Annotated in this window: 19 protein-coding genes; 12 read left to right on the top strand and 7 right to left on the bottom strand. The window is 38.5% G+C overall.

Features of this window, described 5'->3' with window-relative positions; all coding sequences use genetic code 11:
• Nucleotides 1-106: 106 nt before the first annotated feature.
• Both B3139_RS19275 and eptA read left to right on the top strand, forming a co-directional pair.
• Complete coding sequence (locus B3139_RS19275; protein ID WP_293885118.1) at nt 107-1,414, top strand: Gfo/Idh/MocA family protein; 1,308 nt, start codon at nt 107-109, stop codon at nt 1,412-1,414.
• Between the two features lie 140 nt (nt 1,415-1,554).
• Complete coding sequence (gene eptA, locus B3139_RS19270; RefSeq protein WP_293885117.1) at nt 1,555-3,075, top strand: phosphoethanolamine--lipid A transferase EptA; 1,521 nt, start codon at nt 1,555-1,557, stop codon at nt 3,073-3,075.
• Nucleotides 3,076-3,266: 191 nt separating this feature from the next.
• Here eptA and B3139_RS19265 read toward each other — a convergent pair whose 3' ends face one another.
• Nucleotides 3,267-3,611, bottom strand: coding sequence for a winged helix-turn-helix transcriptional regulator (locus B3139_RS19265; protein WP_293885116.1), 345 nt, complete (start codon nt 3,609-3,611; stop codon nt 3,267-3,269).
• 130 nt (nt 3,612-3,741) lie between these two features.
• Between B3139_RS19265 and B3139_RS19260 the strand changes: the two genes are divergently transcribed.
• Nucleotides 3,742-3,921 carry a cytochrome c peroxidase gene (locus tag B3139_RS19260; RefSeq protein ID WP_293885115.1) on the top strand — a complete coding sequence of 60 codons (180 nt, stop codon included), beginning with the start codon at nt 3,742-3,744 and terminating at the stop codon, nt 3,919-3,921.
• Here the strand turns inward: B3139_RS19260 and B3139_RS19255 are convergent.
• Nucleotides 3,890-5,158, bottom strand: coding sequence for a metallophosphoesterase (locus tag B3139_RS19255; RefSeq protein WP_293885114.1), 1,269 nt, complete (start codon nt 5,156-5,158; stop codon nt 3,890-3,892). The two genes, B3139_RS19260 and B3139_RS19255, sit on opposite strands and share 32 nt — an antisense overlap.
• A 275-nt stretch (nt 5,159-5,433) precedes the next feature.
• Between B3139_RS19255 and B3139_RS19250 the strand changes: the two genes are divergently transcribed.
• Entirely contained in the window at nt 5,434-5,928 is a 495-nt protein-coding gene (locus B3139_RS19250; RefSeq protein ID WP_293885113.1) for a CinA family protein, read from the top strand.
• Nucleotides 5,929-5,960: 32 nt separating this feature from the next.
• Here B3139_RS19250 and B3139_RS19245 read toward each other — a convergent pair whose 3' ends face one another.
• Nucleotides 5,961-7,142 carry a glycosyltransferase gene (locus B3139_RS19245; RefSeq protein WP_293885112.1) on the bottom strand — a complete coding sequence of 394 codons (1,182 nt, stop codon included), beginning with the start codon at nt 7,140-7,142 and terminating at the stop codon, nt 5,961-5,963.
• 566 nt (nt 7,143-7,708) lie between these two features.
• Here B3139_RS19245 and xth point away from each other — a divergent pair.
• The 3 genes from xth to B3139_RS19230 all read left to right on the top strand — a co-directional run bounded on the left by xth (nt 7,709) and on the right by B3139_RS19230 (nt 9,512).
• Entirely contained in the window at nt 7,709-8,494 is a 786-nt protein-coding gene (gene xth, locus B3139_RS19240; RefSeq protein WP_209581987.1) for an exodeoxyribonuclease III, read from the top strand.
• The gene (locus B3139_RS19235) at nt 8,487-8,954 is read left to right on the top strand and encodes an NUDIX domain-containing protein (RefSeq protein WP_293885111.1); all 468 of its coding nucleotides are present in this window, start codon (nt 8,487-8,489) and stop codon (nt 8,952-8,954) included. Before xth ends, B3139_RS19235 begins: the two co-directional genes overlap by 8 nt.
• A 186-nt stretch (nt 8,955-9,140) precedes the next feature.
• Nucleotides 9,141-9,512, top strand: a complete 372-nt coding sequence (locus B3139_RS19230) for a response regulator (RefSeq protein WP_293885110.1) — start codon at nt 9,141-9,143, stop codon at nt 9,510-9,512.
• A gap of 109 nt (nt 9,513-9,621) precedes the next feature.
• Here the strand turns inward: B3139_RS19230 and B3139_RS19225 are convergent, their stop codons facing one another.
• The 4 genes from B3139_RS19225 to B3139_RS19210 all read right to left on the bottom strand — a co-directional run bounded on the left by B3139_RS19225 (nt 9,622) and on the right by B3139_RS19210 (nt 12,378).
• Nucleotides 9,622-10,092, bottom strand: coding sequence for a hypothetical protein (locus tag B3139_RS19225; protein ID WP_293885109.1), 471 nt, complete (start codon nt 10,090-10,092; stop codon nt 9,622-9,624).
• Between the two features lie 100 nt (nt 10,093-10,192).
• On the bottom strand, nt 10,193-10,687 hold the full coding sequence (locus B3139_RS19220) for an RNA polymerase sigma factor (protein ID WP_293885108.1): 495 nt from the start codon (nt 10,685-10,687) through the stop codon (nt 10,193-10,195).
• A gap of 707 nt (nt 10,688-11,394) precedes the next feature.
• Nucleotides 11,395-11,880: an adenylyltransferase/cytidyltransferase family protein gene (locus tag B3139_RS19215; protein WP_293885107.1), complete on the bottom strand. Its 486-nt coding sequence runs from the start codon at nt 11,878-11,880 to the stop codon at nt 11,395-11,397.
• Nucleotides 11,881-11,895: 15 nt separating this feature from the next.
• Nucleotides 11,896-12,378, bottom strand: coding sequence for an adenylyltransferase/cytidyltransferase family protein (locus B3139_RS19210; protein ID WP_209581970.1), 483 nt, complete (start codon nt 12,376-12,378; stop codon nt 11,896-11,898).
• A gap of 187 nt (nt 12,379-12,565) precedes the next feature.
• Between B3139_RS19210 and treY the strand changes: the two genes are divergently transcribed.
• From treY to B3139_RS19185, 5 genes are all read left to right on the top strand, one after another.
• Entirely contained in the window at nt 12,566-16,768 is a 4,203-nt protein-coding gene (treY, locus tag B3139_RS19205; RefSeq protein ID WP_293885106.1) for a malto-oligosyltrehalose synthase, read from the top strand.
• An 8-nt stretch (nt 16,769-16,776) separates the two neighbouring features.
• On the top strand, nt 16,777-18,885 hold the full coding sequence (glgX, locus tag B3139_RS19200; RefSeq protein ID WP_293885105.1) for a glycogen debranching protein GlgX: 2,109 nt from the start codon (nt 16,777-16,779) through the stop codon (nt 18,883-18,885).
• Between the two features lie 15 nt (nt 18,886-18,900).
• Nucleotides 18,901-20,718: a malto-oligosyltrehalose trehalohydrolase gene (gene treZ / locus B3139_RS19195; RefSeq protein WP_293885104.1), complete on the top strand. Its 1,818-nt coding sequence runs from the start codon at nt 18,901-18,903 to the stop codon at nt 20,716-20,718.
• Nucleotides 20,719-21,089: 371 nt separating this feature from the next.
• Nucleotides 21,090-23,264: an ATP-binding protein gene (locus B3139_RS19190; protein ID WP_293885103.1), complete on the top strand. Its 2,175-nt coding sequence runs from the start codon at nt 21,090-21,092 to the stop codon at nt 23,262-23,264.
• 283 nt (nt 23,265-23,547) lie between these two features.
• Nucleotides 23,548-25,734 carry a catalase gene (locus tag B3139_RS19185; protein ID WP_293885102.1) on the top strand — a complete coding sequence of 729 codons (2,187 nt, stop codon included), beginning with the start codon at nt 23,548-23,550 and terminating at the stop codon, nt 25,732-25,734.
• Nucleotides 25,735-25,764: the final 30 nt, after the last annotated feature.

Below are 25,764 nucleotides of genomic sequence, written 5' to 3'. Positions count from 1 at the left end.
ACATCGTATTTACCAGTTACAATTATTCTTATATTAGGTAATAAACCATTAAATTATGAGTACTTTCAATTTAAATCGCAGGAGATTTATTCAAGGAGCAGGGGCGGTGCTAACCTTGTCAGCATTGCAAGTCAAAGCGCTGTCGTTTAAAGACGTCGTAAAAAAATTTCGGGTTGGGTTAATTGGTGCAGGCTGGTACGGCAGAAGTGATTTGTGTCGTTTAATTCAGGTTCGTGATGTCGATGTCGTTGCAATATGTGATGTTGATAACCGTCACTTACAAGAAGCGGGGCGTCTAATTAGTGATCGTCAGGTTTCGAAAAAGGTTCCGAAACTTTACAATGACTATAGAGAGATGCTTGCTAATCACAAATTTGATCTCGTTTTAATTGGAACCCCAGATCATTGGCATGCAAGGCAGGCTATTGACGCAATACGTTCGGGTGCTCATCTTTATTTGCAAAAACCTATCAGTGTTGATGTGCTTGAGGGGGATGCGATTTGTCGTGCTGCAAGGAAATATAACAGAAAAGTTCAGGTAGGAACTCAGCGCAGAAGCACAGCTCACCTTGTCGATGCCAAGAATCGTGTGATCGATCGCGGCTTACTCGGTAAAATTTCTCATGTAGAGATGTGTTGTTACTACCATATGCGAAAGAATGGCAATCCACCTACCGAAGCAGTGCCAGAATTCTTTGATTATGAACTTTGGACTGGGCCAGCACCTTTGCGCACCTTTGATGGTCTACCTCATGGGAGCTGGTGGCGAACTTTTATGGCCTACGGGAACGGAATAACCGGGGATATGGGAATGCATATGTTTGATACAGTGCGCTGGCTTTTGCAGCTTAAATGGCCCAAAAGCGTTTATGCAAAAGGGGGGATTTATGTTCAAAAAGGTGGGAAATCGACAATTGCAGACACTCAAACTGCCATATTTGAATACGAAGATCTTAATTGCGTATGGCAGCATAGGACATGGGGCTCAGCAGCAGACCCAGACTATCCTTGGGCATTCGTTATATATGGTGATAAAGGTACTTTGAAGGGGAGCGTCATGAAATATGAATTTATCCCGATTGGAGAAGGTGAATCCATTCGACAAGATGTTATTTTGGAAAAAGAGGAGTTTCCCGAAGATCTTACAGAACACCGAATAGAGCTTCATACCGCTCCTGCTACAAGAAAGCATATGCTTGATCTTTTATCGGCAATTGATAACAACCATCTTCCTATAGCGGATATTGAAGAAGGATATATATCGACCGCAAGCTGTATTTTGGCCAATTTGTCGATGCAGCTGAATCGCCCTTTAGTTTATGATCCAACGCAAAAAATATGTATTGATGACCCCGAGGCAACTCAGTTGCTGCGCAGACCCTATCGCAGCCCGTGGCAACATCCGTATGAATAGTTGGTAAATAGGGTATGATTAAATTTTACTCCCTTATTTTGAGTATTGTATTAGCTGATAGGATAATTAATAATAATTTGCTAATAATTTATTTTACATTTATCTGTTAATTATTTCATTCTTTAGAATCGTTACCATTTATGCTAAAAAATAGCTTAAAACTAGTCCATTTTGTCCTGTTAATGAGTGTGTTGAATTTTATATTCTTCCATTTTCCATTTTATACTTTTGTTTTTAACAATGTTGACTACAGGAGCTTTGGGGGTATTATCCTGATTGGTAGTTTAATGGTTTTGATGCTGGTGATGAACGCTTTTGTACTTTATTTATTTTTTTCGCTATCACGTCGCTTTGGGAAATCCATACTTGTTTTGTTCTTTCTGATCAATTCCATTGCCGTTTATTTTGTTAACACCTATAGCGTTATTTTGGACGAAACAATGATTGGCAATATATTGAATACTCGCTATTCCGAGTCGAGTGGTTTCTTTTCCCTGAGAATGATCTTGTATCTCTTGGTTCTGGGTATTATTCCTAGCATTTTCATCATCAAAGCCAACATAGTAAAGGATAAACCAAAGAAGTTCTTGGTTACGTCCTCCCTTTCGTTATTATTTATTGTTATTTTAATATTTGCGAATGCAACTAATTGGTTATGGATTGATAAGAATTCTAAGACTTTAGGTGCACTTGCCATGCCTTGGTCTTATACTGTCAATATATCACGTTTTTATATCCATGAACATCAAAAAAATAAAAAGGAGATATTATTGCCGGATGCGACAATTACTAGTGACAAAAAGACCGTGGTCGTCTTGGTTATTGGTGAATCCGCTCGAAGGGAGAATTTTTCGCTATATGGCTATCAAAAAAATACAAATCCTTTGCTTTCAAAGACACCGAATCTTTATCATTTTGATGCAACTTCTTGTTCGACCTATACGACAGCAGGAGTAAAGTGTCTATTAGAGCATAAAAATACGGACGATTTATATGAAATTTTGCCAAATTACCTTTACAGAAATGATGTTGATGTAATATGGCGTACAAGCAATTGGGGTGAGCCTCCGGTACATATTAAAGAATATGAAACGAGTGACCAGCTTGCTGCAAACTGTAAAGGTGCAGAATGTGCTTACGATGAGGTTTTACTAACAGGTTTAAAAGAACGAATATCAGCGAGTAAAAAGGATAAAGTATTTGTTGTTCTTCATACAAGTACAAGTCATGGCCCAACTTATAGCGAGAAATATCCGGCTAAATTCGAAGTGTTTAAGCCCGTTTGTAATAGTGTAGAATTAGGGAATTGTTCGAAAAAAGAGTTAATTAATGCGTATGATAACACGGTAGTTTATACCGACTATATTTTGCACAGGCTGATCGAGGATCTAAAAGGTTTAAAGGAATACAATAGTGCGATGTTGTTTGTATCCGATCATGGAGAATCATTGGGTGAAAATAACCTATATATGCATGGACTGCCTATGAGCATTGCACCTAAAGAACAATATGAGATTCCCTTTATTGTTTGGGTATCTGATCATTCTAAACAATTGAAACCAAATAGAACGTTGACTCAAAATCATGTATTTCATAGTGTACTTAAATTTTTGGATATGAAAAGCCCTATCTATGATGAGCATATGGATATTTTCAAATAGTAAATTATAGCTAGTGAGGAGATTTTTCTCGTTGACAAAATTTTGGCCGACGTCATAGCTGTATCGAAAGTTATCGTATTCGTTTTCTCTCTATTAAGAATAAAGCTCTGTATGAAGGACTTTATAAGTGGAACTATTGCAAATATGGCTGGAATAGGAATTTCTATATGGGGATGATATCGCTATTTGGATTATTTGGAGATTGGTACACTTACCAAAAAAAGCCAAGAAATACAACCCATAAACCAAACGGTTACAGCGATTATAAAAAATGGTATCCCAATTCTTCTATATTTTATCTCAATTGTTAACCTGTTATGATTGCTGAGTGTTTTCCAAAGTACTTCCACCAAACTCTCTCCCAAAGACGTAAGTGAATACTCTACACGTGGCGGAAGTTCATAAAAGGACTTTTTGGACAATATTCCACCTTCAACCATCTCCGTTAACTGTTGATTTAGAACCCGTCGGTCAACTTTTGCAATGCCACGTAGCATTTCACTTAGACGTCTTTCTCCTTCGTTGATCCGCCACACAATCGGAATTTTTCATTTCCCACTAATGGATTCACTGCAAATTCCAAAGGACAAATTTTTTGTTTTATTGCTCTCTCTGCTATACTCATAAAATTGACTTTTTTATCCCATAGGGATAATTAGAATGGATATGGAATTGAAAAAGTTAATTTCCAAGTTGAAGGCTATTCCTGCATACAATAAATTATTTATAGCGGCCTTTGGTGAAGAAGATTATCTCATACCAGAGGTTCTAAAAGCACTCGGTGCCTTTCAGCGGACACTGAAAAGCAGAAGAGTTAATCTTTACTTTTTAGATGAAATATCGTGACCTCTGGCAACATTCCTAATCGGCTCGGATAATCTAGATAGCCAAATCCAACATTTACATAGAGTGCCTGATGTTTTTCACGATATAAACCTGCCCATTCCTGGTAAGCATACTTCACTGGGCTCCATTGATATTTTGGGTTGGTATAACCAAATTGTCCTCCATGAGTATGGCCACTAAAAGTAACATCGATATTGGGGTATTTGGAGATGATTTCAGCCCGCCAATGTGAAGGATCGTGTGAGAGCATGAAGTTGACAGAAGATGATTTATCAACTTTAGACATCGCCAAATCGATGTCACCATAATTTTTAGGGTTATGTAACCCCCAGTTTTCCACGCCTATAATTGTAATTTTATCATTGTTCAGTATGAGCTCTTTCGATTCATTGAGAAGCAGTTGCCAGCCCAATTGACGGTGGATGCTTTTGAGCTCCGCGAAGTTCTGTTCTTTTGTCAATCGACTTTTTTCAAAAAAATGATGTCTATTGAAATGATAGTCTCCATAATCATGATTACCGAGTATAGAAAATGTGCCTAGAGGAGCGTTGAGCGTATTGAATATGTCCAAATAATGATCCATTTCGGACGCAAAATCATTAATTAAATCTCCAGTAAAGAAAATGATATCAGGATTTTCCCCCATCAGCAAGTCAATGCCGCTTTTCACTTTATCCCGATTATAAAGACTTCCTGCGTGTATATCAGAAATCTGAGCGATGGTCATTCCTTCGAAAGATTTCGGTAAATTTGGTAAAATTAAATTGATATGTTTAATCTGATAATCATATAAATTTAAAGCAAATCCACGTGTAAGCGCAGCAATAGGAACGCTAGCCAGAACAAGACCACTTTTGATTATAAAATCAGATCTTGTTAAGGACAGTATATTTCCATCTTGATGGGATAAGGGTTTAGGCTTTACAAGGAGATTCTTGAACACAGTAGAAGCACGCCACATCGCATCAATTCCAATAAAGAATAGAAATATAATTTTCGCAAACAGTAACGTAATGGGAAAAAATACCAAACACGCTGCTTCAAAACTATTCCATTTAAAAAATAAATTGAGAAATATTGATAAATAGGACAGCAAACTTAAAGACCACCAAACTAGTTTAGCAAACAATATATTTGATTTCCAGATCGATAATATCCTTATTCTCAAGAAAATCAAAACATCTACAAACAGAAAGAGTGCAAGAATGTTTAGGTAGGTGTAAAACTGTTGGATCATATTTAGAAGGTCAAAATATTATTGGAAAAATAAATAAATCTATTTATTAAAAACGATATTCCCTTAGCTACTGTTTGGTTTCAAAGGAGATTTGAACGTTTTAGTGAACTAAATTTAGGGAAAAGTTCTGACTGTTCTTGCCAAATACCCTAGTTTGGACAATAAAATAAGACAAATCGCGACAGCATATCTAAAAATTAGCGTATGCAAGCTGAACGATTAAAATTGATTATAAAGTTTACTAATAAACAGTATCTATTACTTATTTCTATTATATGACGCAAATAGATTTTCCAGAAATAGTATTAAAAGAGGTAAGGCACAGTCTACGTAATGCTAAAGCCCGTGTTGCTATTGCCGAAAGTGTGACCGCAGGATTTTTGCAGTTAGCTTGCTCGCAGATGGAAGGAGCAACGGAGGTTTTCGCTGGCGGCATCACAGCCTATTCAATTGATGCAAAGATTAACATACTTGATGTCGATGCAGAACTAGCGGAAAGATGTGACTGTGTATCGTCAAGAACAACAGAGGAAATGGCAATCGCGGTAGGCAGAATGTTTCATACGGATTGGTCGGTCGCCACAACCGGGTATGCAACAGTAGTTCCTGAATCAAAGGGCAAATTGTTCGCATTTGTCTCATTCGCATATAAACAGGAGATTCTAATGACAGAAACAATAGAGCTAAGATCAAATATAGGGATGCAGGAAGCTCAGTTTAGGTATACGATTAAAGCGTTAGAAATTCTAAACACACTTTTAAAGAATTAAAGGTTCCCAACAATTGCTGGGAACCTTTAATTTTATGCTTCTCTTTTCAAGTCAAAAGAGACATATTTTTCATAATCAACTAATGATCTTACCGGAGTAGCTAAACCTTGAAGGAGATCGATATACATTTTCGCTACTTTCTTCCACACTGTCTGCTCACCGTAACTGCGCGCTTTAAAACGATGCCAAGCTAATAGACGTTTTGATGAGTACAATAAATTGATGTTAGCACGCATTGCTTCTATATCATTAAAAGGCGTTAATATGCCGCGTTCATCTTTTAATAAATCGCTAGCGTGCCAATACGGCGTGGAAATAACAGCAGCACCTGCTCCCACAGCGAATGACAGCGTTCCACTGCTGATTTGCTGTTCGTGAGGATAGGGGGATAGATATATATCACATGCGGTGAGGTACTCTTTCAATTCTTCATCAGTTAGAAATTTATCAATAAAAACAACTTTATCTTCCAATTTCAATTGACTGACTAAATTTTGTAATTCAAAACGATAGGATTCCCCCTCATGAACCAAAACGTTAGGATGGGTCTTTCCGATGATTAAATATTTGAATCCAGGCAGATCAGTACCCGCTAAAGATTTTATAGCATACTCCAATCCTTTACTCCTTCCAATCAGGCCAAAGGTCATCATTACAAAATTTTCTTGGAGACCTAATTTATACTTCGCCAAACCTTGGTTGTAATCAAACTGAGGAACACCATGGGGTATAAATTTAATTTTATCCGCATGCGCTGGATCAAATTGTTCTTTCAATAATTCGACTCCTTTCGGTGAAAGACTAACAACAGCCTGGGATTTCTCCAACAGTAATTCCATAATTTCTTTTTGCTGCAACGACGGTGTTTGCAAAATAGTGTGAAATATTGTTAATAAAGGTATCGTAAGGTTGTTGGCAATTTGTGTAATGAAAATACCATCAACACCACCAAATATTCCAAATTCATGCTGAATAACACAATAGTCGTATTCCTCATTGATGAGGCGCGCCGCTTGATGATAACTGTCAAGTCGATCTTTATGGATAACGAAGCGAACAGATTCGTCAAAATCCTCTACTCCATGTTTTGATAATGCGATGAGATCAATATGGACGCTAGCATCTAACTCCATTCCCTGTTTAAGGTCTTTGGTGAAGGTCGCTAACCCACATTCTTGTGGTGGGCACGTACTTATAATTGCTATTTTTTTCATATAACTTAACCCTCCTTAACTGTATTTTGTACCTCTTCAACTGGAAGATCGAGAATGGCCATTAGCAACAAATAATATCCCTTTTCCAATCCTATTTTTTTTGCTTTTTTATCAATATTTTCCATATCAGTACGCTATTTTAAGTGTAATTCTTTTGATAAAGATGAATCAAAATTTATACCCAAAGACAATGTGTAAAGGCATATCCGTACTTTTTTAATGGAAATAGCGTAGCAATGTTATGCGCCTACCGTAAATTTCAGTTTAACTACGTATTTATAGCGCAGTAAACCTTGGATTCTTATTAGAACCGATCTTTTATGACAGTATAAACACGAAGCGCATTTAGCGTTCAACGATTTGCATACAATTATTGGAATTAATCTGAAGATTTGATTTAGTAATAAAACGTGTTTTGTCTGCGTAGCCTGGAAGTATTGACGTCAATAACTCATTTCGGTTAATCAGATAGGATTGAATGTAGATGTTATAATACGATAATATTATAAATTCCCAAACAATTGTGACCTTTAGCTCGTTGTGTTTTAACTTAACATATTCATTTTATGAAGATAGCAACTTATAATATAAATGGTATCAACGCGCGGCTTCCAGTCCTTTTACGATGGTTGGAAGAAGAGTCGCCAGATGTAGTTTGCCTTCAGGAGCTTAAATCCCCTCAAGAACGTTTTCCGTTGAAAGAAATAAGTGATCTCGGCTATCATGCCATTTGGCATGGCCAGAAAAGTTGGAACGGAGTTGCGGTGCTTTCGAAATATGAGATTGAAGAGATCACAAGAGTTCTGCCCGGAGATCCTGAGGATAACCAAAGCCGATATTTGGAGGTCATAATCCAAAACGTCGTAATATGTTGTATTTATCTACCTAATGGCAACCCTTTTCCAGGGGTCAAATATGATTATAAATTAGATTGGATCGAACGGTTGGCCAAACGATCTAAAACACTTCTTCGGATGAATGCATCGGCTATTCTGATCGGGGATTTCAATATTATTCCAGAAGATATAGACACTTATAAGCCAGAAAAATATATCAATGATGCACTCTTTACAAAAGAGGTTAAGGAAGCTTTTAGTCTTTTGCTAAAAGATGGATGGCAAGATTCTATACGTACACTTTTCCCGGATAAGGAAGTTTATACATTTTGGGATTATTTTCGTCAGGCTTATGCTCGAAATGCAGGGTTGCGTATAGATCACATCCTATTGAGTCCGTCGATCCAGGCTCGGTTAATGGAAGGTGGTATAGATCGGGACGTTCGTGGATGGGAGAAAAGCAGCGATCATGCCCCTACATGGATTAGATTGAGTAACAATAACACGAATGGCTAGAAAACTCAATTGTAGTGCGGGATTATTAATGTATAAAATTCAGGAACAACAAATTTATTTTTTCTTAGTACATCCTGGAGGACCATATTTTGCCAAGAAAGATGAAGGTTATTGGACCATTCCGAAAGGAGAGATCGGTATGGGCGAAGATGCCCTCGCAGCTGCTAAAAGGGAGTTTATGGAGGAAACAGGGTGTCTACCTAATGGAAACTTTATGGAATTGTCTGCTATTCAACAGAAAGGAGGGAAAAAAGTATTATGTTGGGCAATTGAGGGTGATATGGATGCGCATAAACTCATCAGTAATACCTTTTCATTGGAATGGCCTCCTAGATCAGGAAAGATACAACTTTATCCTGAAGTTGATCGGGGCGCCTGGTTTACATTTCCAGAGGCCATAAAGAAGATAAATGAACGCCAAATCTATTTTTTAGAGCAAGTTATTGCTAATGTATCGTAATTCCGTATGCAAAGTATTATAATATGTGGGAGATTATTAAACGAATTTATAAGAATTTCGCGTTATAACATATTTATCAACTATATTTGAAAAATAGCACTCATAGAAGACGAGCAGGTCACAAAGGGAACACAATGGGATAATGAATGAAAAAATAATGTTCAAAATTAGCGAGTAAAATAAAATATGGAAAACAAGACGGTTTTCATTTGTGATGATGATAGTACAATAGTTGACATGTTACAAATGCTATTGGAAATGTCGGGTTACGACACAATTATTGAGACAAACAGTCTTAATGCCTTAGGAGTGATCAGGGAAAAGAAACCCGATGTCATTTTATTAGACATATGGATGCCGATGCTCTCCGGAGATGAATTGATAAGAAAAATTAGAGAAGATAAAGAACTGAAAGAACTGTTTATCATATGCATATCCGCCAGTAAGGATGGAAAGGAGGTGGCGTTTCGCGCAGGAGCTAATCGTTTTATGGCAAAGCCTTTTGATATCAATGACCTGCTAGAAGCAGTCGAAAGTTCATCCCACCTGGATAGATAATTGCCTAATTTATACGTAATGGTATCAACAAAAAAGGATGTCCTGCTATTGAAACCAATCTGCAAGACATCCAGTTTATGACAATTATTGTAGTTATTTTTCCTTTGTACTAAAGAGCAGCTTTTACTGCGGCAATACAGTCGGATTGATATTTCATGATGTTATCTTTATCCGAAGCTGATATTTTACCGTCTGCAACATTTTTCTCAATTTCATTTTTGATATCTAACAAAGATTTTTCTTTATCCAATGCTTTATCAGCAGTTTCTGCATTGATACGTTCTACCCAAGTTTTTCCAAGCTTTGTATAGAGCTCTTTGGCTTTATCATTGGAAAGAGCAGGCGCAGCAACCGAAGCTATAGCAGCGTTTGCGGCTGCTTTATCCGAATAAACAACTGCTTCGGCATCTTTTGTCGCAGCGTCTTCTGAAGTTTTCATCGCCTCTTCGTTGGCATCTGCCGCTTTTTCTTCCGCATGTTCCATATTTTCAGCTGCCTTTTCCTGTGGCGTCTGGTTATTACATGATGCTAGCAATGTTAAAGCCGCTAGGGAAGCAAATAGTGTTTTGTTTGAAATCATAATATTTATTTATTTAGTGATGTTTTTTAAATAACAAGATTTATCTGTAAATAGTTTTTATTTTTATAGTTTAATGAAGCTTTTAATTAACGATAGTCTATTAATGATATACCGATAGTTGTTTTTTCATTGTTTTACGAATAAAATGAATACGTGTTTTAATCGTTCCTTCAGGCATCTGCATATATTCCGCGATTTCATAATACTTAAATCCTTCCAAAAACATATTGAAAATTTCGTAATTTTCCTGAGAAAGTTGACTCAACGCTTTCTGTATATCATCTAGAATAAACTTAGTTGTGCTTGCATTCGTAGAAGTAGATTCATTCATGACAAGAGATGCATATTCATGATGATAGTTTTCAGTTCTTTTAGTTTTTCTATAATGGTTAATATAGATATTTCGCATGATCACGTATAACCAAGAACCCACTTTTGGATTATGCATAAGCTTTTCAATGGATTTCAATGCATTAACCATAGTGTCCTGTATAAGATCATTCTTAATCTCAGGATCTGAGGTAAATTGGGAAGCGAAATTTTTGAGTAGGCCTCTTTTTTCAATAAAAAATGAATTTATTTCGATATGTTGCATATTGTTATTTAATAATCTTAATGAATACTGATGAAACAGTACAACAACAGTGCAGTTTTTTGCCAAAATTGCCTATTCATAAGCTTTAGCAATATCTTCAAGTAAATATCACGGGAGATGTGATTTATACTTAAAATCAATTAGGTACGCTGATTATGAGCTTTATAGATAGTTTAATGTACTTTTCTGCTCATGACGCCTGGAATATAAAACCGTATAAAACTTTTTCTAAGTAGAGTTTTACGCCAAACCTTTGTATTCACGTTATTTATACGCTGATAAGTTAGTGGAACAACGTAACTGAACCATAGATTCTATCTATTTTAACAAGTAGAAATGGAAGGGGCCGTCCTTAAATTGATTAATAAATTGAATAAATTTTGAGGTGGTAGGTAAAGTGAATAGTATATTACTGATATCGGTTTCTACTGTGTTGTGGAGCTTTCAGGACAAGAAGAAAAATGATTGTGTCAGGAAAATAGTACTATACAGGGAAATAACTCTTCAATATCTTTTTTAATAAGGCCAAAATAGAATAGCAGCAATTCGGCCTATTACAAATTGTGAATTGCTGCTAATAGATTCAAGTCATCCAGCTTTACGGACGATTAGCGCAGAATTTCGCATATACATCTATGTTGATTTTTCAGATCGCCAACATAATGCTGTTAATTGGAACCCTGCGGAACATGTGTTTTAGTCGTCTTTCATGAGGAAGTTATCGAAGTATTAGTAGTAGTATGACATTTTAGATTCGTATTAAAACTTTTTTCCGCCTTTTCTATTTCCTTTTCACTTACAATTTTTCGAAGTGATTGGCTTGAAAACCTATTTTTATTTTTGGTATAGTAAATTTCAATTCCTTCTGAAATACAATAATCTCTACCTGAAAAATCTACAAGCTTATACTCTTCGCCTATAAAGTATTTGTGTACAGGAAGCGACTGAAGCATATCGGTAATATCGTCATCAGACTCAAACGGAATAATCTCATCAACAAATTGGCAACCTTCTAATTTGATAAACCTTTCAACCATAGTTTGTGCAGAATCATGAGTATCATGTTCTTGTACTTTTGAGTCTGTCTTAAGACCTACAATAAGATAATCACATTGACTCTTAGCTTCCTGAAGAGCCACAATATGGCCTACATGCAACATGTCGAATACCCCAAATATAATACCTATTATCATATGTTAATTGTTAATTTATGCATTTACACGCTTCAAAGCGTAACTTGCTGCCTCATTTATGCTTACCACAGCCCCTTTATTGTTTTTTTCTTTGGATGCAATTATTTTCCGTAAAGACGAACTAGAAAATCTATTTTCTCTTCTGTTGAAATATAGTTGTATTCCTTTCTCCTCGCAGTATTTCCTGCCAGTAAATGCTTTATCCATATATTCGTCTCCCAAAATACGAACATGTACCTTGAACGATCGCAATACATCTTCTAAGTCCTGTTCGGTAGCATAGGGTATAATCATATCAACGTGCTTGCACGCTTTTAACTGCATATAGCGTTCAAATACAGATTGTGTTGGCTTATTTTTTTCTGGGCGATCGAGAGTAGGATCTGTTTGTAATCCGCATATTAAAAAGTCGCATTGTTCTCTGGCATCTTCGAGCATCTTAACATGACCTGCGTGAAGCAAATCAAAAGCAGAAAACGTAATTCCTATTTTTTTCATGTGTATAATAATTTAAACTGCAATTATTGAAGAAGTACATTAAGAACGCAGCTCAAGCAGATTCGTTTTAATTTTAAATTGTTTTTTTGCTTTATTGTTTTTTATAATTAATAATCTTTTTTTCTGGAGAATCCAATGAACTAAAATTGCGGAAAGATGTTCTGATCTAAAAAGATATTAGCAAGCCATGCACACAACTAAAAAAGTATCTATTAATACGCCAAATACCACATACAGAATTCAGTTTCATAAAGATTTCAACTTCTCGGACTTTAAAGGCGTAATTCCTTACCTCCGAGATTTGGGTATAGATACAGTATACGCATCCCCCATTTTCCAGTCAACCCCTGGGAGCATTCATGGATATGATGGTATAAATTTTAATCAGATAAATAGCGAGTTGGGTAATTTGGAAGATTTGAGATCGATTAAGGAGCTATTGAACAAATACCAAATTAAATGGTTACAAGATATTGTTCCTAACCATATGGCATTTCATCCGAAAAATGAATGGCTTATGGATCTTCTGGAATTTGGCCAGTCATCGCAATTTAGTGGTTTTTTCGATACCTGTTATAGTTCAGGTTTGTTTGATAAGGGAAGGTTAATGGTCCCTGTATTGACAGATAATTTGGAGGAGGCGATTTCGAACAACGACATCGCTGTCATTTTTTTGAATAATAGCCTTCGGCTGTCTTACAAGGGAAACCAGTATCCAATTTCTCCTCAATCATATTGTGTTATCCTGAAGGATTATTTACAGGCTACACAATCTAATTTTGAAGGACTTTTAACACAGATAAGTACTGTTCAAGCTAATGGAGATGGTGAAGAATGGAAACTATTGCGTGCTCAAATTTTTAATAAACTGACGAAAAGAAAGTTAAAGCACATTCTTGATCAATTTAATAGTAATTTGAATGATATTGATGTGTTGGTAAACGCTCAGCATTATGAACTTTGCCCTTGGTGGATCACAAACGAGAGAATAAATTTTAGACGTTTCTTTACAGTAAATGAACTGATTTGTTTAAACGTGCAGGATGAGAATGTATTCAACGAATCCCATAAGTTAATAAAAACACTGGTTAAAGAAGGACTGATTGACGGATTAAGGATTGATCATATTGACGGACTTTACAATCCAACCGCGTATTTGTTTAATTTGAGGAAGTCTGTTGGCTCAACTACATATATAGTTGCTGAAAAAATATTGGAGCATGGGGAAGTGCTTCCCCATGAATGGCCAATACAGGGAACAACAGGATACGACTTCTTATCGATGTGCAATAATGTCTTCACATCCAAATCTGGAAAGAAAATTTTAGATAAATATTATACGAAATTAGTTGGCGAAAATTCATCTATTGCGGAACAACAATATTTAAAAAAGAGTACAATTCTCAATAAACACATGCAGGGCGAGCTTGCAAACCTCACGAAGCTACTGTCAAGCCTCCTACGTGTTAATAGCAAGGTTAAAAAAAGCCACCTAAAGGATATTTTACAATCATTTTTAGCATCGTTTCCTATATACCGCGTTTATGACGATCGCTTTCCACTGTCAGCATCAACTTATAAATTATTTTTATCAATTTTTGCAAAGTTAACTAAGATTCCTGAGCTCAACCAAACACTGATTAATCAGTTTAGGAATCTCTTCGAACAAGCGCAGGTGAATTATCAGCCGAAAACCCAAAGTGATCTGGTGGAATTTCTCATGCGTTGTATGCAGTTGACAGGTCCAGTCATGGCGAAGGGGGTGGAAGATACTTTAATGTTTACGTATAACCGCTTTATTGGCCATAATGAAGTGGGCGATCATCCAGCGAATTGGGGTGTGAGTAAAAATGAATTTCATAATATGATGCAAGAGCGCCAGATGAACTGGTCACTATCTATGAATGCAAGTTCGACTCACGATACCAAACGTGGTGAAGATGCGCGTAGTCGTCTATTGGTACTTACCGCCATGGCGCAAAAGTGGATTAAACAGCTTCAACTCTGGCACGATATGGTGCGGAACGAATACCCAAGAGATCTTCCGCATCCAAATGATGAATACTTCATTTATCAGTCGCTGGTCGCTTCTTTTCCCATGGAAAAAAATGATTCTAATATATCCTTAGCATTTGAAAAACGCTTTCTTGATTACTTGGTTAAATATCTCCGAGAGGGGAAGGAACGCTCTTGCTGGGAGAGCCCAAATGTGGACTATGAAGTTTCTGTTCAGGAGTTCGCCTCTTTTCTGCTCGATAGAGACCGTCCATTTTTTACCAGCTTTTATCAATTTCTTGAAGTGATCGCTGATTTTGGTGTCATAAATTCGCTTACTCAGCAAATTTTAAAATTTACTTGTCCTGGCGTACCTGACATCTATCAGGGTTCAGAACTTTGGAACCATAGTTTTGTCGATCCAGACAATCGAAGACCGATAGATTATCAGCGTAGGAAGGATCTTTTGTCTGCTATTGAAAATGGGGATAAAAAAGTGCGGATAAAAGATTTATGGAGATATAGGTTTGATGGGAAAATTAAATTATGGTTGGTAAGGGAATTGGTGAAACTGCGAAAGGAACACCGTGCTCTCGCATCCGATGGCAGTTACGTGCCGCTTAAAGTAACTGGCCGCTTTCGTAATAATATTTTAGCATTCGCGCGTAGATCGGGTGAGGAATGGATGGTTATAGTTGTTCCCTTACATCTCGCAGAAATCGGTAATATCTCAAAATTTGTTCCTGGTTCATTTGATTGGTCTGATACCAAAGTTCATCTTTCATCAAACCATTCCGTAGCCTGGAAGCATATCCTAACAGAAGCAGAAGGTGAAGGAATGGAGATTGCAGTCAATACGATTTTTAAGGATCTTCCAATGGCTATCATCAGCTACACGGATTTTCCACCTCAGCGGAGCTCAGGCATTTTGATGCATATTAGTTCAATTCCATCCCCTTTCGGGATAGGCGACTTGGGCTCGGAAGCTAGAAGATTTGTGAAGCAACTTTACCGCAGCGGGCAAAGCTGGTGGCAAGTTCTTCCATTGGGCCCTACAGATGCTACACAATTCCATTCGCCTTATAGTACGCTGAGTAGCAGGGCTGGAAATCCATTATTCATAGATCTGCGGGAGCTGATAAAATTAGGTCTGCTCCAAAAGAATGAAATAAAGCACTTAAAATGTAAAGCATCGACAACGATAAATTTTGCTGAAGTAGTGTTGGCAAAATACCAACTGTTGGAACAGGCCTATAGTCGTCTGCCAGCGCATGCAGCATTTGAATTTTCCGATTTTGTAGATCGCGAATCGAAGTGGTTAAATGATTATGCTCTTTTCAAGGTGTTAAAAAATAGAAATGGAAATAAACCATGGTATGAGTGGCCAAAGCATTATAAGAATCGAGAAAGTGCCGCGTTGAGCAATTTTGCTGCTGAATTTCGAGATGAATTACAACAAGAAAAGTGGTTCCAATTTCTATTTTTCAAACAGTGGGATGGCTTAAGAAAACATGCACGAGATTATGGCATTAGACTTATTGGCGATATTCCATTTTACGTAGCCTACGATTCCGCAGATGTGTGGGTCAATCCGCACTATTTTTCCTTAAAAGCAGACGGAGATATGGAATATGTTGCCGGAGTACCCCCAGACTACTTTAATGCAGATGGCCAATTATGGGGAATGCCAACTTTTAATTGGGAATCTCTTAAGCATGATGGATACCAATGGTGGATCGACCGGCTAGCGCACAACTGTTCGTTGTTCGATATTTTGCGACTGGATCATTTTAGAGCATTTTCTTCCTATTGGGAAGTACCTATTCAAGAGACCTCTGCCAAGAATGGAAAATGGTTGGAGGGCCCTGGTGAGGCTTTCTTTGAGCAAGTTAAGATCAATCTAGAATATATGCCCTTTATAGTGGAGGATCTCGGCGATGTCGATGCCGCAGTATATGATTTTCGAGATCGATTTAAATTTCCCGGTATGGCGGTATTACAATTTGCTTTTGGTGAGGATATGTCCCGATCACCTCACATTCCTCATCAGTATGTCAGAAATTCTGTTGCCTATACCGGTACACATGATAATAATACCACGTTATCTTGGTACAATCAGGACCTAAGTCTATTGAGCAAAATAAATTTAAGAAACTATTTTGGAAGAATAGTTGATAGTGAGAATGTCAATGAAGTGCTTATACGGTCAATTTACGCATCTGTCGCGGATAAGGTTATAGTGCCGATGCAAGATATTTTAAATCTTGATGGATCATGCCGTATGAATACGCCAGCCAGTACTGCTGGAAATTGGTTGTGGCGTATGCAGAAAAGAGCATTTACATCAAAAATTCAACATAAATTATTTAATTACACGAAAATATATAACCGTTAAACATAAAGATGGAAACAAACATTTATACCGGAAATCCTTACCCTTTAGGGGCAACCTACGATGGGGAAGGAGTGAACTTCGCACTCTGCTCCGAGCACGCTGAGGCTGTTGAACTTTATCTCTATGATAGTTCAGACGAGCGAGAAATCGCTAAATTTAAAATTACGGAGAAAACACATCAAGTGTGGCATATCTATGTTTCTGGAATAAAACCTGGGCAACTCTACGGTTATCGGGTTCATGGTCCTTATGACCCATCAAGCGGACATCGCTTTAACCCACATAAATTATTGATTGATCCATATGCAAAAGCAATTTCAGGAACTGTTAAATGGAATGATGCTTTATTCGCCTACACTATAGGAGATGATGACTTAAGCATGGATGCAACCGATAGTGCTCCCTTTGTTCCTAAATCTGTCGTTACAAACGACAAATTTGACTGGGGAAGCGATAAGCCACCCCGCATTCCTATGCATAAGAGTGTGATTTACGAAACACACGTAAAAGGCTTTACAGCAATGCATCCCGATATTCCTGAAGAAATAAGAGGTACCTATGCCGCAATGGGCCATCCCGTTGCAGTAAATTACCTGAAAGAATTGGGTATTACAGCGGTAGAATTGTTACCTATACATCATTTTTTGACTGACCGTCATCTAAAGGATAAGGGACTCAGCAACTATTGGGGTTATAACAGTATTGGTTTTTTTGCACCAGATGTGCGCTATTCTGCTTCAGGCTACCATGGAGAGCAGGTTTTGGAATTCAAACAGATGGTTAAAGCACTGCACGAGGCAGGCATAGAAGTTATTTTAGATGTGGTATACAACCATACTGGCGAAGGTAACGAAATGGGGCCAACACTTTCTTTTAGAGGTATTGACAATGCCTCCTATTATCGATTAGCTGACGACCCTCGTTATTATATGGACTTTACCGGAACCGGCAATACACTAAATACCCGCCAACCCAACGTATTAAGGATGATTATGGACAGCCTCCGTTATTGGATTCAAGAAATGCATGTAGATGGATTCCGATTCGACCTGGCTTCAGCACTGGCGCGTGAACTGCACGAAGTAGACAAATTGAGCTCTTTTTTCGATGTGATCCATCAAGATCCAATCATCTCACAGGTTAAACTGATTGCCGAACCGTGGGATATCGGAGAAGGGGGATATCAAGTTGGCGAGTTCCCCCCCGGCTGGGCCGAATGGAATGGAAAGTATCGCGACTGTATCCGTGACTACTGGATTGGAGCAGACAGCATGATTGCCGAATTCGCAAACCGACTTACCGGTTCTTCTGATTTATACCGAGGCGACAACCGTACCCCTTCGGCCAGTGTCAATTTCGTTACGGCACATGATGGATTTACGCTTCACGATCTAGTATCTTATAATGAAAAGCACAATGACGCAAATGGTGAGGACAATCAGGATGGAGAGAGCCACAACCGTTCTTGGAACTGTGGTGTCGAAGGACCAACAGACGATCCTGAGATCAATAGTTTGAGGGAGAAACAGAAGCGAAATATGCTGACAACATTGTTTCTTTCTCAAGGGGTTCCCATGCTTGTGGCTGGCGATGAATTCGGCAGAACGCAGCAGGGAAACAATAATGCATATTGCCAGGACAATGAGATTTCGTGGTTGGATTGGACTAAAATCGATGGAAACCAATTGGACTTCACCAAGAAATTAATACATCTTCGTCGGGAACATCCCGTATTCTGTCGCCGAAAATGGTTTCAAGGATTGCCTATTCGCGGTACGGGTGTTGAAGATATCGTATGGTTTTTACCTGATGCATCCGAGATGGACGACCATCATTGGCAGGAAGACCATGCGCGTTCACTTGCGGTATATTTAAATGGTGAAGGTATTAGATCAGTTGGTAACGACGGAAAGAAAATCGTGGATGCTAGCTTTTACCTGTTGTTTAACGCGTATTGGGAAGATGTGTCGTATCAGCTCCCAAATGAAAATTATGGAGCTAGGTGGATGAAAATCTTAGATACGAATAATGATACGATAGAAAATTTCGGAGAGTTTGCTGCGGGTGATACTGTCTTAGTTCCTTCACGTTCCATACTATTATTTCAATCCCAATAATAGACTGCAGAGCGTATGAGCAAGACCGGAATTAAGCATGTGGGCATTCGTTTTGAAGGCGAAACCTGTCAAATTAGCGTATGGGCACCAATAGCAAAAATTGTGATTTGCCGATTGTGTGATAATAATTTAGAAATACCTCTAAGGCCACTAAAATATGGCTATTGGTATGCTGAGAGTACATTAATAACTCCTGGGGATCGGTATAAAATCAGTGTGGACGGAAATGATTTTCCAGACCCGGCTTCCCTTTCCCAGCCCGAAGGTGTGCATGGACCATCAGAGGCAATAGATCTCCGATTTAATTGGACTGATCAGAGCTATAAGCCTCCTAAAAATTCCGAATTCGTGATCTATGAGATTCACGTCGGAACATTCACCTCATCTCGCGATTTTGATGGTGTCATAAAAAAAATTCCGCATTTGAAGGATTTGGGGATCACTGCGATAGAGATTATGCCAGTCGCACAGTTTCCAGGAGGGAGGAACTGGGGGTATGATGGCGTTTTCCCATTTGCAGTACAGCATTCCTATGGTGGAGCTTCAGAATTTCAGCGGCTTGTGAATGCCTTCCATGCAGTTAATATAGCTGTAATTTTGGATGTGGTGTATAACCATATCGGACCTGAAGGAAATTATTTTTCGAATTATGGGCCATATTTCACCAACAAATACCATACGCCATGGGGCGATGCTCTTAATTATGATGATCGTTTCTGTCATGGGCAGCGGGATCTAGTGCTCAATAACGTCCGTATGTGGTTTGAAGACTTTCATATTGATGCTCTTCGACTAGATGCGGTGCATGCGATTAAAGATTTCGGAGCAGTTCACATACTTCAGGAAATTCGCAAGGAAACGGACCAGATTATCATCAATTCGGGTAAGAATCGCTTTTTATTCATTGAGTGCGATCTCAATGATAGGCGATTTCTGGATCCATTGACAAAAAATGGCTATGATATGGATGCGCAGTGGTTAGATGAGTTCCATCATGCCTTAAGAGTGTCGGTGGGCGAACCAAAAAAGGGATATTATGAAGAATTTAATGGATTGAATGATCTGGCAAAAGCCTATGAGAAAGCCTATGTTTTTGACGGTAATTACTCTTCCCACCGGGAAAAGTTCTTCGGAACAGACAGTTTTGGTCTTGATGGAAATCGCTTCATAGTTTTTTGCCAAAACCATGATCAGATCGGTAATAGAATGCTAGGGGACCGCGCAGTGAAGATTTATTCTAGCGAAATAGCGCGCCTCATGGCCTTTGCTGTGTTTATGTCTCCCTATCTTCCCTTACTATTTATGGGTGAAGAATGGGGGACAGAAAAGCCTTTCCCATATTTTATAAGCCATAGTGATCCTGAGCTCGTGCAACTAGTTAGGGAAGGCCGGAAGAAAGAGTTTGAAGATTTTATTACGAATTCTGATGTCCCAGATCCTCAGAGTGAAAGTATATTTAGAGAGGCTATATTGGATTGGGACGAGCTCAATAGCGAACCCTATCGACAACGTTTATTGTATTACAAATCGTTAATAGCGTTGCGGAAAACAAACCCCCTGCTGAAAGATGTGCAGCGGGATGAGTTGAAGGTCAAATGCATCGAAGATAAAAAAGTACTTCTGCTTCAGGTGAAAAAAAAGGAAAAATCTATCGTTGTAATCATGAACTTTTCCGACCATGTACAGCACGTTAATTTACCGGAAGATTTCAAATGGCGAATGATATTTGAGACTCACGAAAAACAAGCTGAGCTTATTGTTGGTACGGATAAGCCGGTAATTACATCCTATCCGTTATCACCTTGGTCCGGCTATGTTTATAGTTCTCAATAGCTTATTTTTAAAAATTACAGTGCTTATTTGAAAAGATAAAGGTGGATACAAAGATGATCACAAATTTCAAACAAAGTACGTAATACTATTGTTTACTATTCAAGACGGCTTGTCCAGCCATGAAGAAAGTTTAAAAGCTAGGTTCTTTCCAACCTAGCTTTTTCTCGCTTAAGTAGGTGTGGTAATATTTACCTGTAATTGCTAAAAAAAGTTTGACGCTTGTCTAATCAATTATTCGTAGTTATTTTTTATATATTAGCCTGAGATATGACATGTTTGAAGAGGGATGCTAGATTTTATATTGTATGGCAATTATCTTTTTCGAGAATTTCCTATTAATAGTAAGTTAAAATATTAAAAACTAGTAAGATATGCCTCAATTGGAGTGTCATGATGAAGAAATCCACTTATGTGGTAAAATCCAATTTTTCGGTTTCCTTTGTGTTTTCGATAAGATCGGATGCATTGCAGTAAGTGAAAATCTATCTCATGTGCTGAATATTCCTTTAAACGAAATTCTTGGACGTTCGATTAAGGAGTTGTTGCCTTTTTTTTCTGCAGCGAACGAATGGAATATCGAAGAGATTGAGAGACAGATCACTGAGCAGGTATTCTCTCGTTTCGTTGAGCGTATCCGTATGAAGGATAATGATTACTATTTGAGCATTTACCGCTACGACGAGAAAACATATGTTGAATTAGAGATTTGCAATGAGAACCGCCTAAAAGCGCCGCGTTTATTCTATTATGCTAAATACCTTGAGGAACAAAATGGCAATGCTTGGCAATCTTTGACAGTATTGATCCGCCAGATCATTGGTTTTGATCGTGTCATGGTATATCGTTTTGAAGAAGACCATAGTGGACAAGTAATTGCGGAGTCTATTAACAAAGGAATGAGCTCGCTAATGGGATATCGTTACCCGGAATTTGATATTCCTACACAGGCTAGAGCACTTTATACCAAATTTCTTGCGCGACATGTTGCGGATATCGATGCCCCTGTTATTCCTATTCATGGACTGGAGGCGGGGGAGATAGACCTCACGCATTCCAGCGTCAGAGCCTTATCGCCGGTGCATTTGCAGTATCTCAGGAACTCGGGCGCGCGCGCCAGTGCTAGCTTCTCTATCGTTATCGATGGAAAACTTTGGGGAATTGTAGCTTGTCAAAACAGGCTTCCCAGGAATGTCGATCTTTCCCAACGACACTTATGTGCTTTTTTAACGCAATATGCAGTAAATTATTATCTTTCAGAACATCAAAAGGAAAATTTGGTCGCACAAACCATCATGGGTGTTATGGAACGAGATCTTAAATCCGAACTGTTAGTAAATAGTGATATTGGAGTTGTGCTTGAACGTTTTGCCCCCCAGATTTTGGAAATTGTAGCAGCCGATGGATTAATGATCAAGAACGATCATACTGCTAAAAGCTGGGGAACGGTGCCGGATGAAGGGCAGCAACGTACAATAGATAAGTACATAGAAAGCCAAGAACGAACCGAACTCTTTTCTACGTCAAATTTTGTTTATGATCAAGTAGAGTCAGAACACGGCGTGTTTTTGCCTGGCGTTTTAAGAATAAATATTCTTCCTGGCAATAAATATTACATCTATTTATTCCGTAAGGAACACATATATGACGACGTTTGGGCAGGAAAGCCCGAAAAAATATACCTTTATGATCCCGAAAGGAAAGTTGAATTTCCCTCGCCAAGAGCATCTTTTGAAGCTTGGCGTGAAACGATGAAAGGCAAGTCTGTTAAGTGGAGAAAGACTGAACTTTCTTTTATGGAGAAGGTGGCACAAATAGCCCAACAAGCTATCGCACAACGGGGCGGGGAGATTGCGCAACTTAACAAGGAACTTATCAGATCCAACAACGCCTTAGATACATTTGGCTATACATTAACGCATGACCTTAAAAATCCACTTTCCTCGATAAAGCTTGCCGCTCAGATGATGTTAATAAAAGATGATCTTTCTAAAGACATGCTACGTAAGATGGCAAAAAATATCATGGATGCCACAGGACTGATCACAGAAATGATGGATAAAGTTTATCAGCTTACGCAGTCTAATTATGTAACTTTTAAGACCGAACTGATCGATCCGCGAAATAAAATTCTGAATATTCTAGAGAGTAGCAAGCAGCAGTTTGATAGTGAAAATCTAGAATTTATACTAGGTGAAACTTGGCCGATTATAGGCGAAAGAACACTGCTGTATCAGCTATTTTTAAACCTGATTGGCAACGCCATAAAATATAGTAGTAAAAAGGATCAACCGGTAGTTGAAGTTTATAGCATAAAACAGGGTAATTCGGTTCACTATTACATCAAAGACAACGGGATAGGCATGGATATTCGTGACGATAGCAATATATTTGACATATTTAAACGTCTGCCCAATTCGCAAGGATTTGAAGGTTCGGGTATTGGCTTATCCATTGTCAAGCGAATAGCTGACCGACTCAACGCAAAAGTTACTGTTGAAAGTGAACTCAATGTGGGTACAACTTTTTGTATAAGCTTTGAAAGCTAATGACAACAAGTTCAATAATCCTCTTATCGTCCGACTTTCGATATGCATTTATACAATTGCTTTAGACTTTTTAGTAATTAGTGTATATCATTATGAGTTGTGTCGTCGTATTGTAACCGAAACCCTAGGAATAACTTTTATAATTAAAACAAACGATTAATGGATTGGAAGAGTTCCTAAAAGGAATATCGAATATTTTTAACTAGGATAGCATGAGGAGTCAGTCTTTGCCTTCCCAGGTCTTAATTCAATTAAAAATGTGTAAACCCATAAATCGACTATAATGAAAAAAAAAGAATCGAAAACGGCAAAGGTTGAGGCAGTTGAAAATAAAAAAGTCAGCGCACTACGGCCTCATACCGCAGATGCTACAGGTCAAGAGATGACAACGGATCAGGGGGTCAAAATCAATGATGATCAAAATTCGTTACGTGCAGGTGATCGAGGTGCAACGCTCTTAGAGGATTTTATTCTACGGGAAAAGATCACCCATTTCGATCACGAACGCATTCCGGAGCGTGTTGTACATGCTCGAGGGTCTGGCGCACATGGTGTTTTTAAATTATATAAGCCTTTGAGTGCGTTAACAAAAGCAGGTTTTTTGAATAATACAGAAATAGAAACGCCAGTTTTCGTTCGTTTCTCGACTGTTGCTGGTTCAAGGGGTTCAACAGATCTGGCGCGCGATGTACGTGGTTTCGCAGTCAAATTTTATACTGAAGAAGGTAATTTCGATTTAGTTGGTAACAATATGCCTGTCTTCTTTATTCAGGATGCTATGAAATTCCCAGATCTTGTCCATGCGGTCAAACCCGAACCTGATAATGAAATTCCACAGGCTGCATCGGCCCACGATACGTTTTGGGACTTTATTTCGTTGATGCCCGAGTCGGCACATATGATCATGTGGCTAATGAGTGATCGTGCCATACCACGCAGCTATCGTATGATGGAGGGGTTTGGGGTGCATACTTTTCGATTTATCAACGCCCGTGGAGAATCAAATTTTATTAAATTTCATTGGAAACCAATGCTTGGAGTTCATTCCGTTGCATGGGATGAAGCACAAAATATTTCTGGTAAAGACCCCGATTTCCATCGAAGGGATCTTTGGGAAGCGATTGAAAGCGGTGCGTTTCCAGAATGGGAACTTGGCGTACAGGTCATCCCTGAAGCGGATGAATTTAAATACGAATTTGACCTATTGGATTCGACAAAAATTGTTCCGGAGGAACTTGTACCGGTACTGCCTATAGGTAAAATGACATTGAATCGAAATCCAGATAATTTCTTTGCTGAAACAGAGCAGGTTGCCTTCCATATCGGAAACATTGTACCTGGAATCGATTTTACGAATGATCCGCTGTTGCAGGGGCGCCTATTCTCCTATACCGATACCCAACTGATTCGTTTAGGAGGTCCCAATTTTCACGAAATTCCGATAAATAGACCCATTAGTCCTTCCCACAATAACCAACGTGATGGATTTATGCGCCAACGAATAGATCGTGGGAAGACAAGCTATGGACCAAATTCGTTGGGGGATAATTATCCGCTGCAAGTATCAGAAGAAGCAGGAGGATTTAAAAGCTATCAAGAGCGTATTGATGCGCGAAAAGTTCGTGCGAGAAGTGACAGTTTCCGAGACCATTTTAGTCAGGCACGATTATTTTACAATAGTCAATCTGAGCCAGAAAGAAACCACATTATCGATGCATTCAGTTTCGAATTAGGCAAGGTAAAATCCGTTGCAGTAAGACAGCGAATGATTGGTATATTATCGTTGGTTGATAAAAGCCTCGCAGGCAAAGTAGCAACCGCTCTGGGGTTGCAGGTGCAGGAGAAGCTCGAAAAGCCAATCAATAAAAGTCTCCCAGCAGATGCAAATCCTTCCGACTATGAGCCTATTGAAGTTAAGGTGAAATTAAAAAGATCGGCTGCATTAAGTATGGAAGATACTGTTAAGAGTACGATTATAAGCCGAAAAATTGCCGTACTAGCTGCTGATGGTGTAGACGCAAGTTCGCTAAAAGTTGTGACAGATGCTATGCGATCAGAAGGAGGCATCATTCATATTATCTCACCAAAGTTAGGGCAAATTATGGGCTCAGATAATAAGCCGATTCAAGTGGAGGAAAGTTTCTTGACGGCAGCATCCGTACTGTATGACGCCATATACTTGCCTGGAGGGAAAGACAGCGTGAACAAATTAAAATCAAATGCGGATGCGGTTCATTTCCTAAATGAAGCTTTTAAGCACTGTAAAGCTATCGCCGCAGATACGGAGGCTCGTCTGGTTTTGGATGCCACTTATTTTTTCAATAAGGGACCAGAATTTGACGTTAGCTCTACCTTGGATGAAGGAATAATCATTGAAAGCGATTCGAAGTCTTTGGCTGATAAGTTTATTAAGGCAATTGCAAAGCACAGATTTTGGGAGCGGGAGAAAAAAGGTAAGGTTCCAGCATAGTCTTAAAATAAAGAGGGTGTCCGAAAAGTC

Origin of the sequence: Sphingobacterium sp. UBA1498 (assembly GCF_002325125.1) — a bacterium.
In the GTDB taxonomy this organism is placed as follows: domain Bacteria; phylum Bacteroidota; class Bacteroidia; order Sphingobacteriales; family Sphingobacteriaceae; genus Sphingobacterium.
The sequence above is the reverse complement of the archived record's forward strand: the minus strand, read 5'-3'. Positions and strand labels throughout refer to the sequence as shown.

Excerpts from the sequence above, each read along its gene's own strand:
- eptA (WP_293885117.1), top strand. The coding sequence starts at position 1,555 with ATGCTAAAAAATAGCTTAAAACTAGTCCATTTTGTCCTGTTAATGAGT.
- B3139_RS19260 (WP_293885115.1), top strand. The coding sequence starts at position 3,742 with ATGGAATTGAAAAAGTTAATTTCCAAGTTGAAGGCTATTCCTGCATAC.
- B3139_RS19255 (WP_293885114.1), bottom strand. The coding sequence starts at position 5,158 with ATGATCCAACAGTTTTACACCTACCTAAACATTCTTGCACTCTTTCTG.
- B3139_RS19250 (WP_293885113.1), top strand. The coding sequence starts at position 5,434 with ATGACGCAAATAGATTTTCCAGAAATAGTATTAAAAGAGGTAAGGCAC.
- B3139_RS19245 (WP_293885112.1), bottom strand. The coding sequence starts at position 7,142 with ATGAAAAAAATAGCAATTATAAGTACGTGCCCACCACAAGAATGTGGG.
- xth (WP_209581987.1), top strand. The coding sequence starts at position 7,709 with ATGAAGATAGCAACTTATAATATAAATGGTATCAACGCGCGGCTTCCA.
- B3139_RS19235 (WP_293885111.1), top strand. The coding sequence starts at position 8,487 with ATGGCTAGAAAACTCAATTGTAGTGCGGGATTATTAATGTATAAAATT.
- B3139_RS19230 (WP_293885110.1), top strand. The coding sequence starts at position 9,141 with ATGGAAAACAAGACGGTTTTCATTTGTGATGATGATAGTACAATAGTT.
- B3139_RS19225 (WP_293885109.1), bottom strand. The coding sequence starts at position 10,092 with ATGATTTCAAACAAAACACTATTTGCTTCCCTAGCGGCTTTAACATTG.
- B3139_RS19220 (WP_293885108.1), bottom strand. The coding sequence starts at position 10,687 with ATGCAACATATCGAAATAAATTCATTTTTTATTGAAAAAAGAGGCCTA.
- B3139_RS19215 (WP_293885107.1), bottom strand. The coding sequence starts at position 11,880 with ATGATAATAGGTATTATATTTGGGGTATTCGACATGTTGCATGTAGGC.
- B3139_RS19210 (WP_209581970.1), bottom strand. The coding sequence starts at position 12,378 with ATGAAAAAAATAGGAATTACGTTTTCTGCTTTTGATTTGCTTCACGCA.
- treY (WP_293885106.1), top strand. The coding sequence starts at position 12,566 with ATGCACACAACTAAAAAAGTATCTATTAATACGCCAAATACCACATAC.
- glgX (WP_293885105.1), top strand. The coding sequence starts at position 16,777 with ATGGAAACAAACATTTATACCGGAAATCCTTACCCTTTAGGGGCAACC.
- treZ (WP_293885104.1), top strand. The coding sequence starts at position 18,901 with ATGAGCAAGACCGGAATTAAGCATGTGGGCATTCGTTTTGAAGGCGAA.
- B3139_RS19190 (WP_293885103.1), top strand. The coding sequence starts at position 21,090 with ATGCCTCAATTGGAGTGTCATGATGAAGAAATCCACTTATGTGGTAAA.
- B3139_RS19185 (WP_293885102.1), top strand. The coding sequence starts at position 23,548 with ATGAAAAAAAAAGAATCGAAAACGGCAAAGGTTGAGGCAGTTGAAAAT.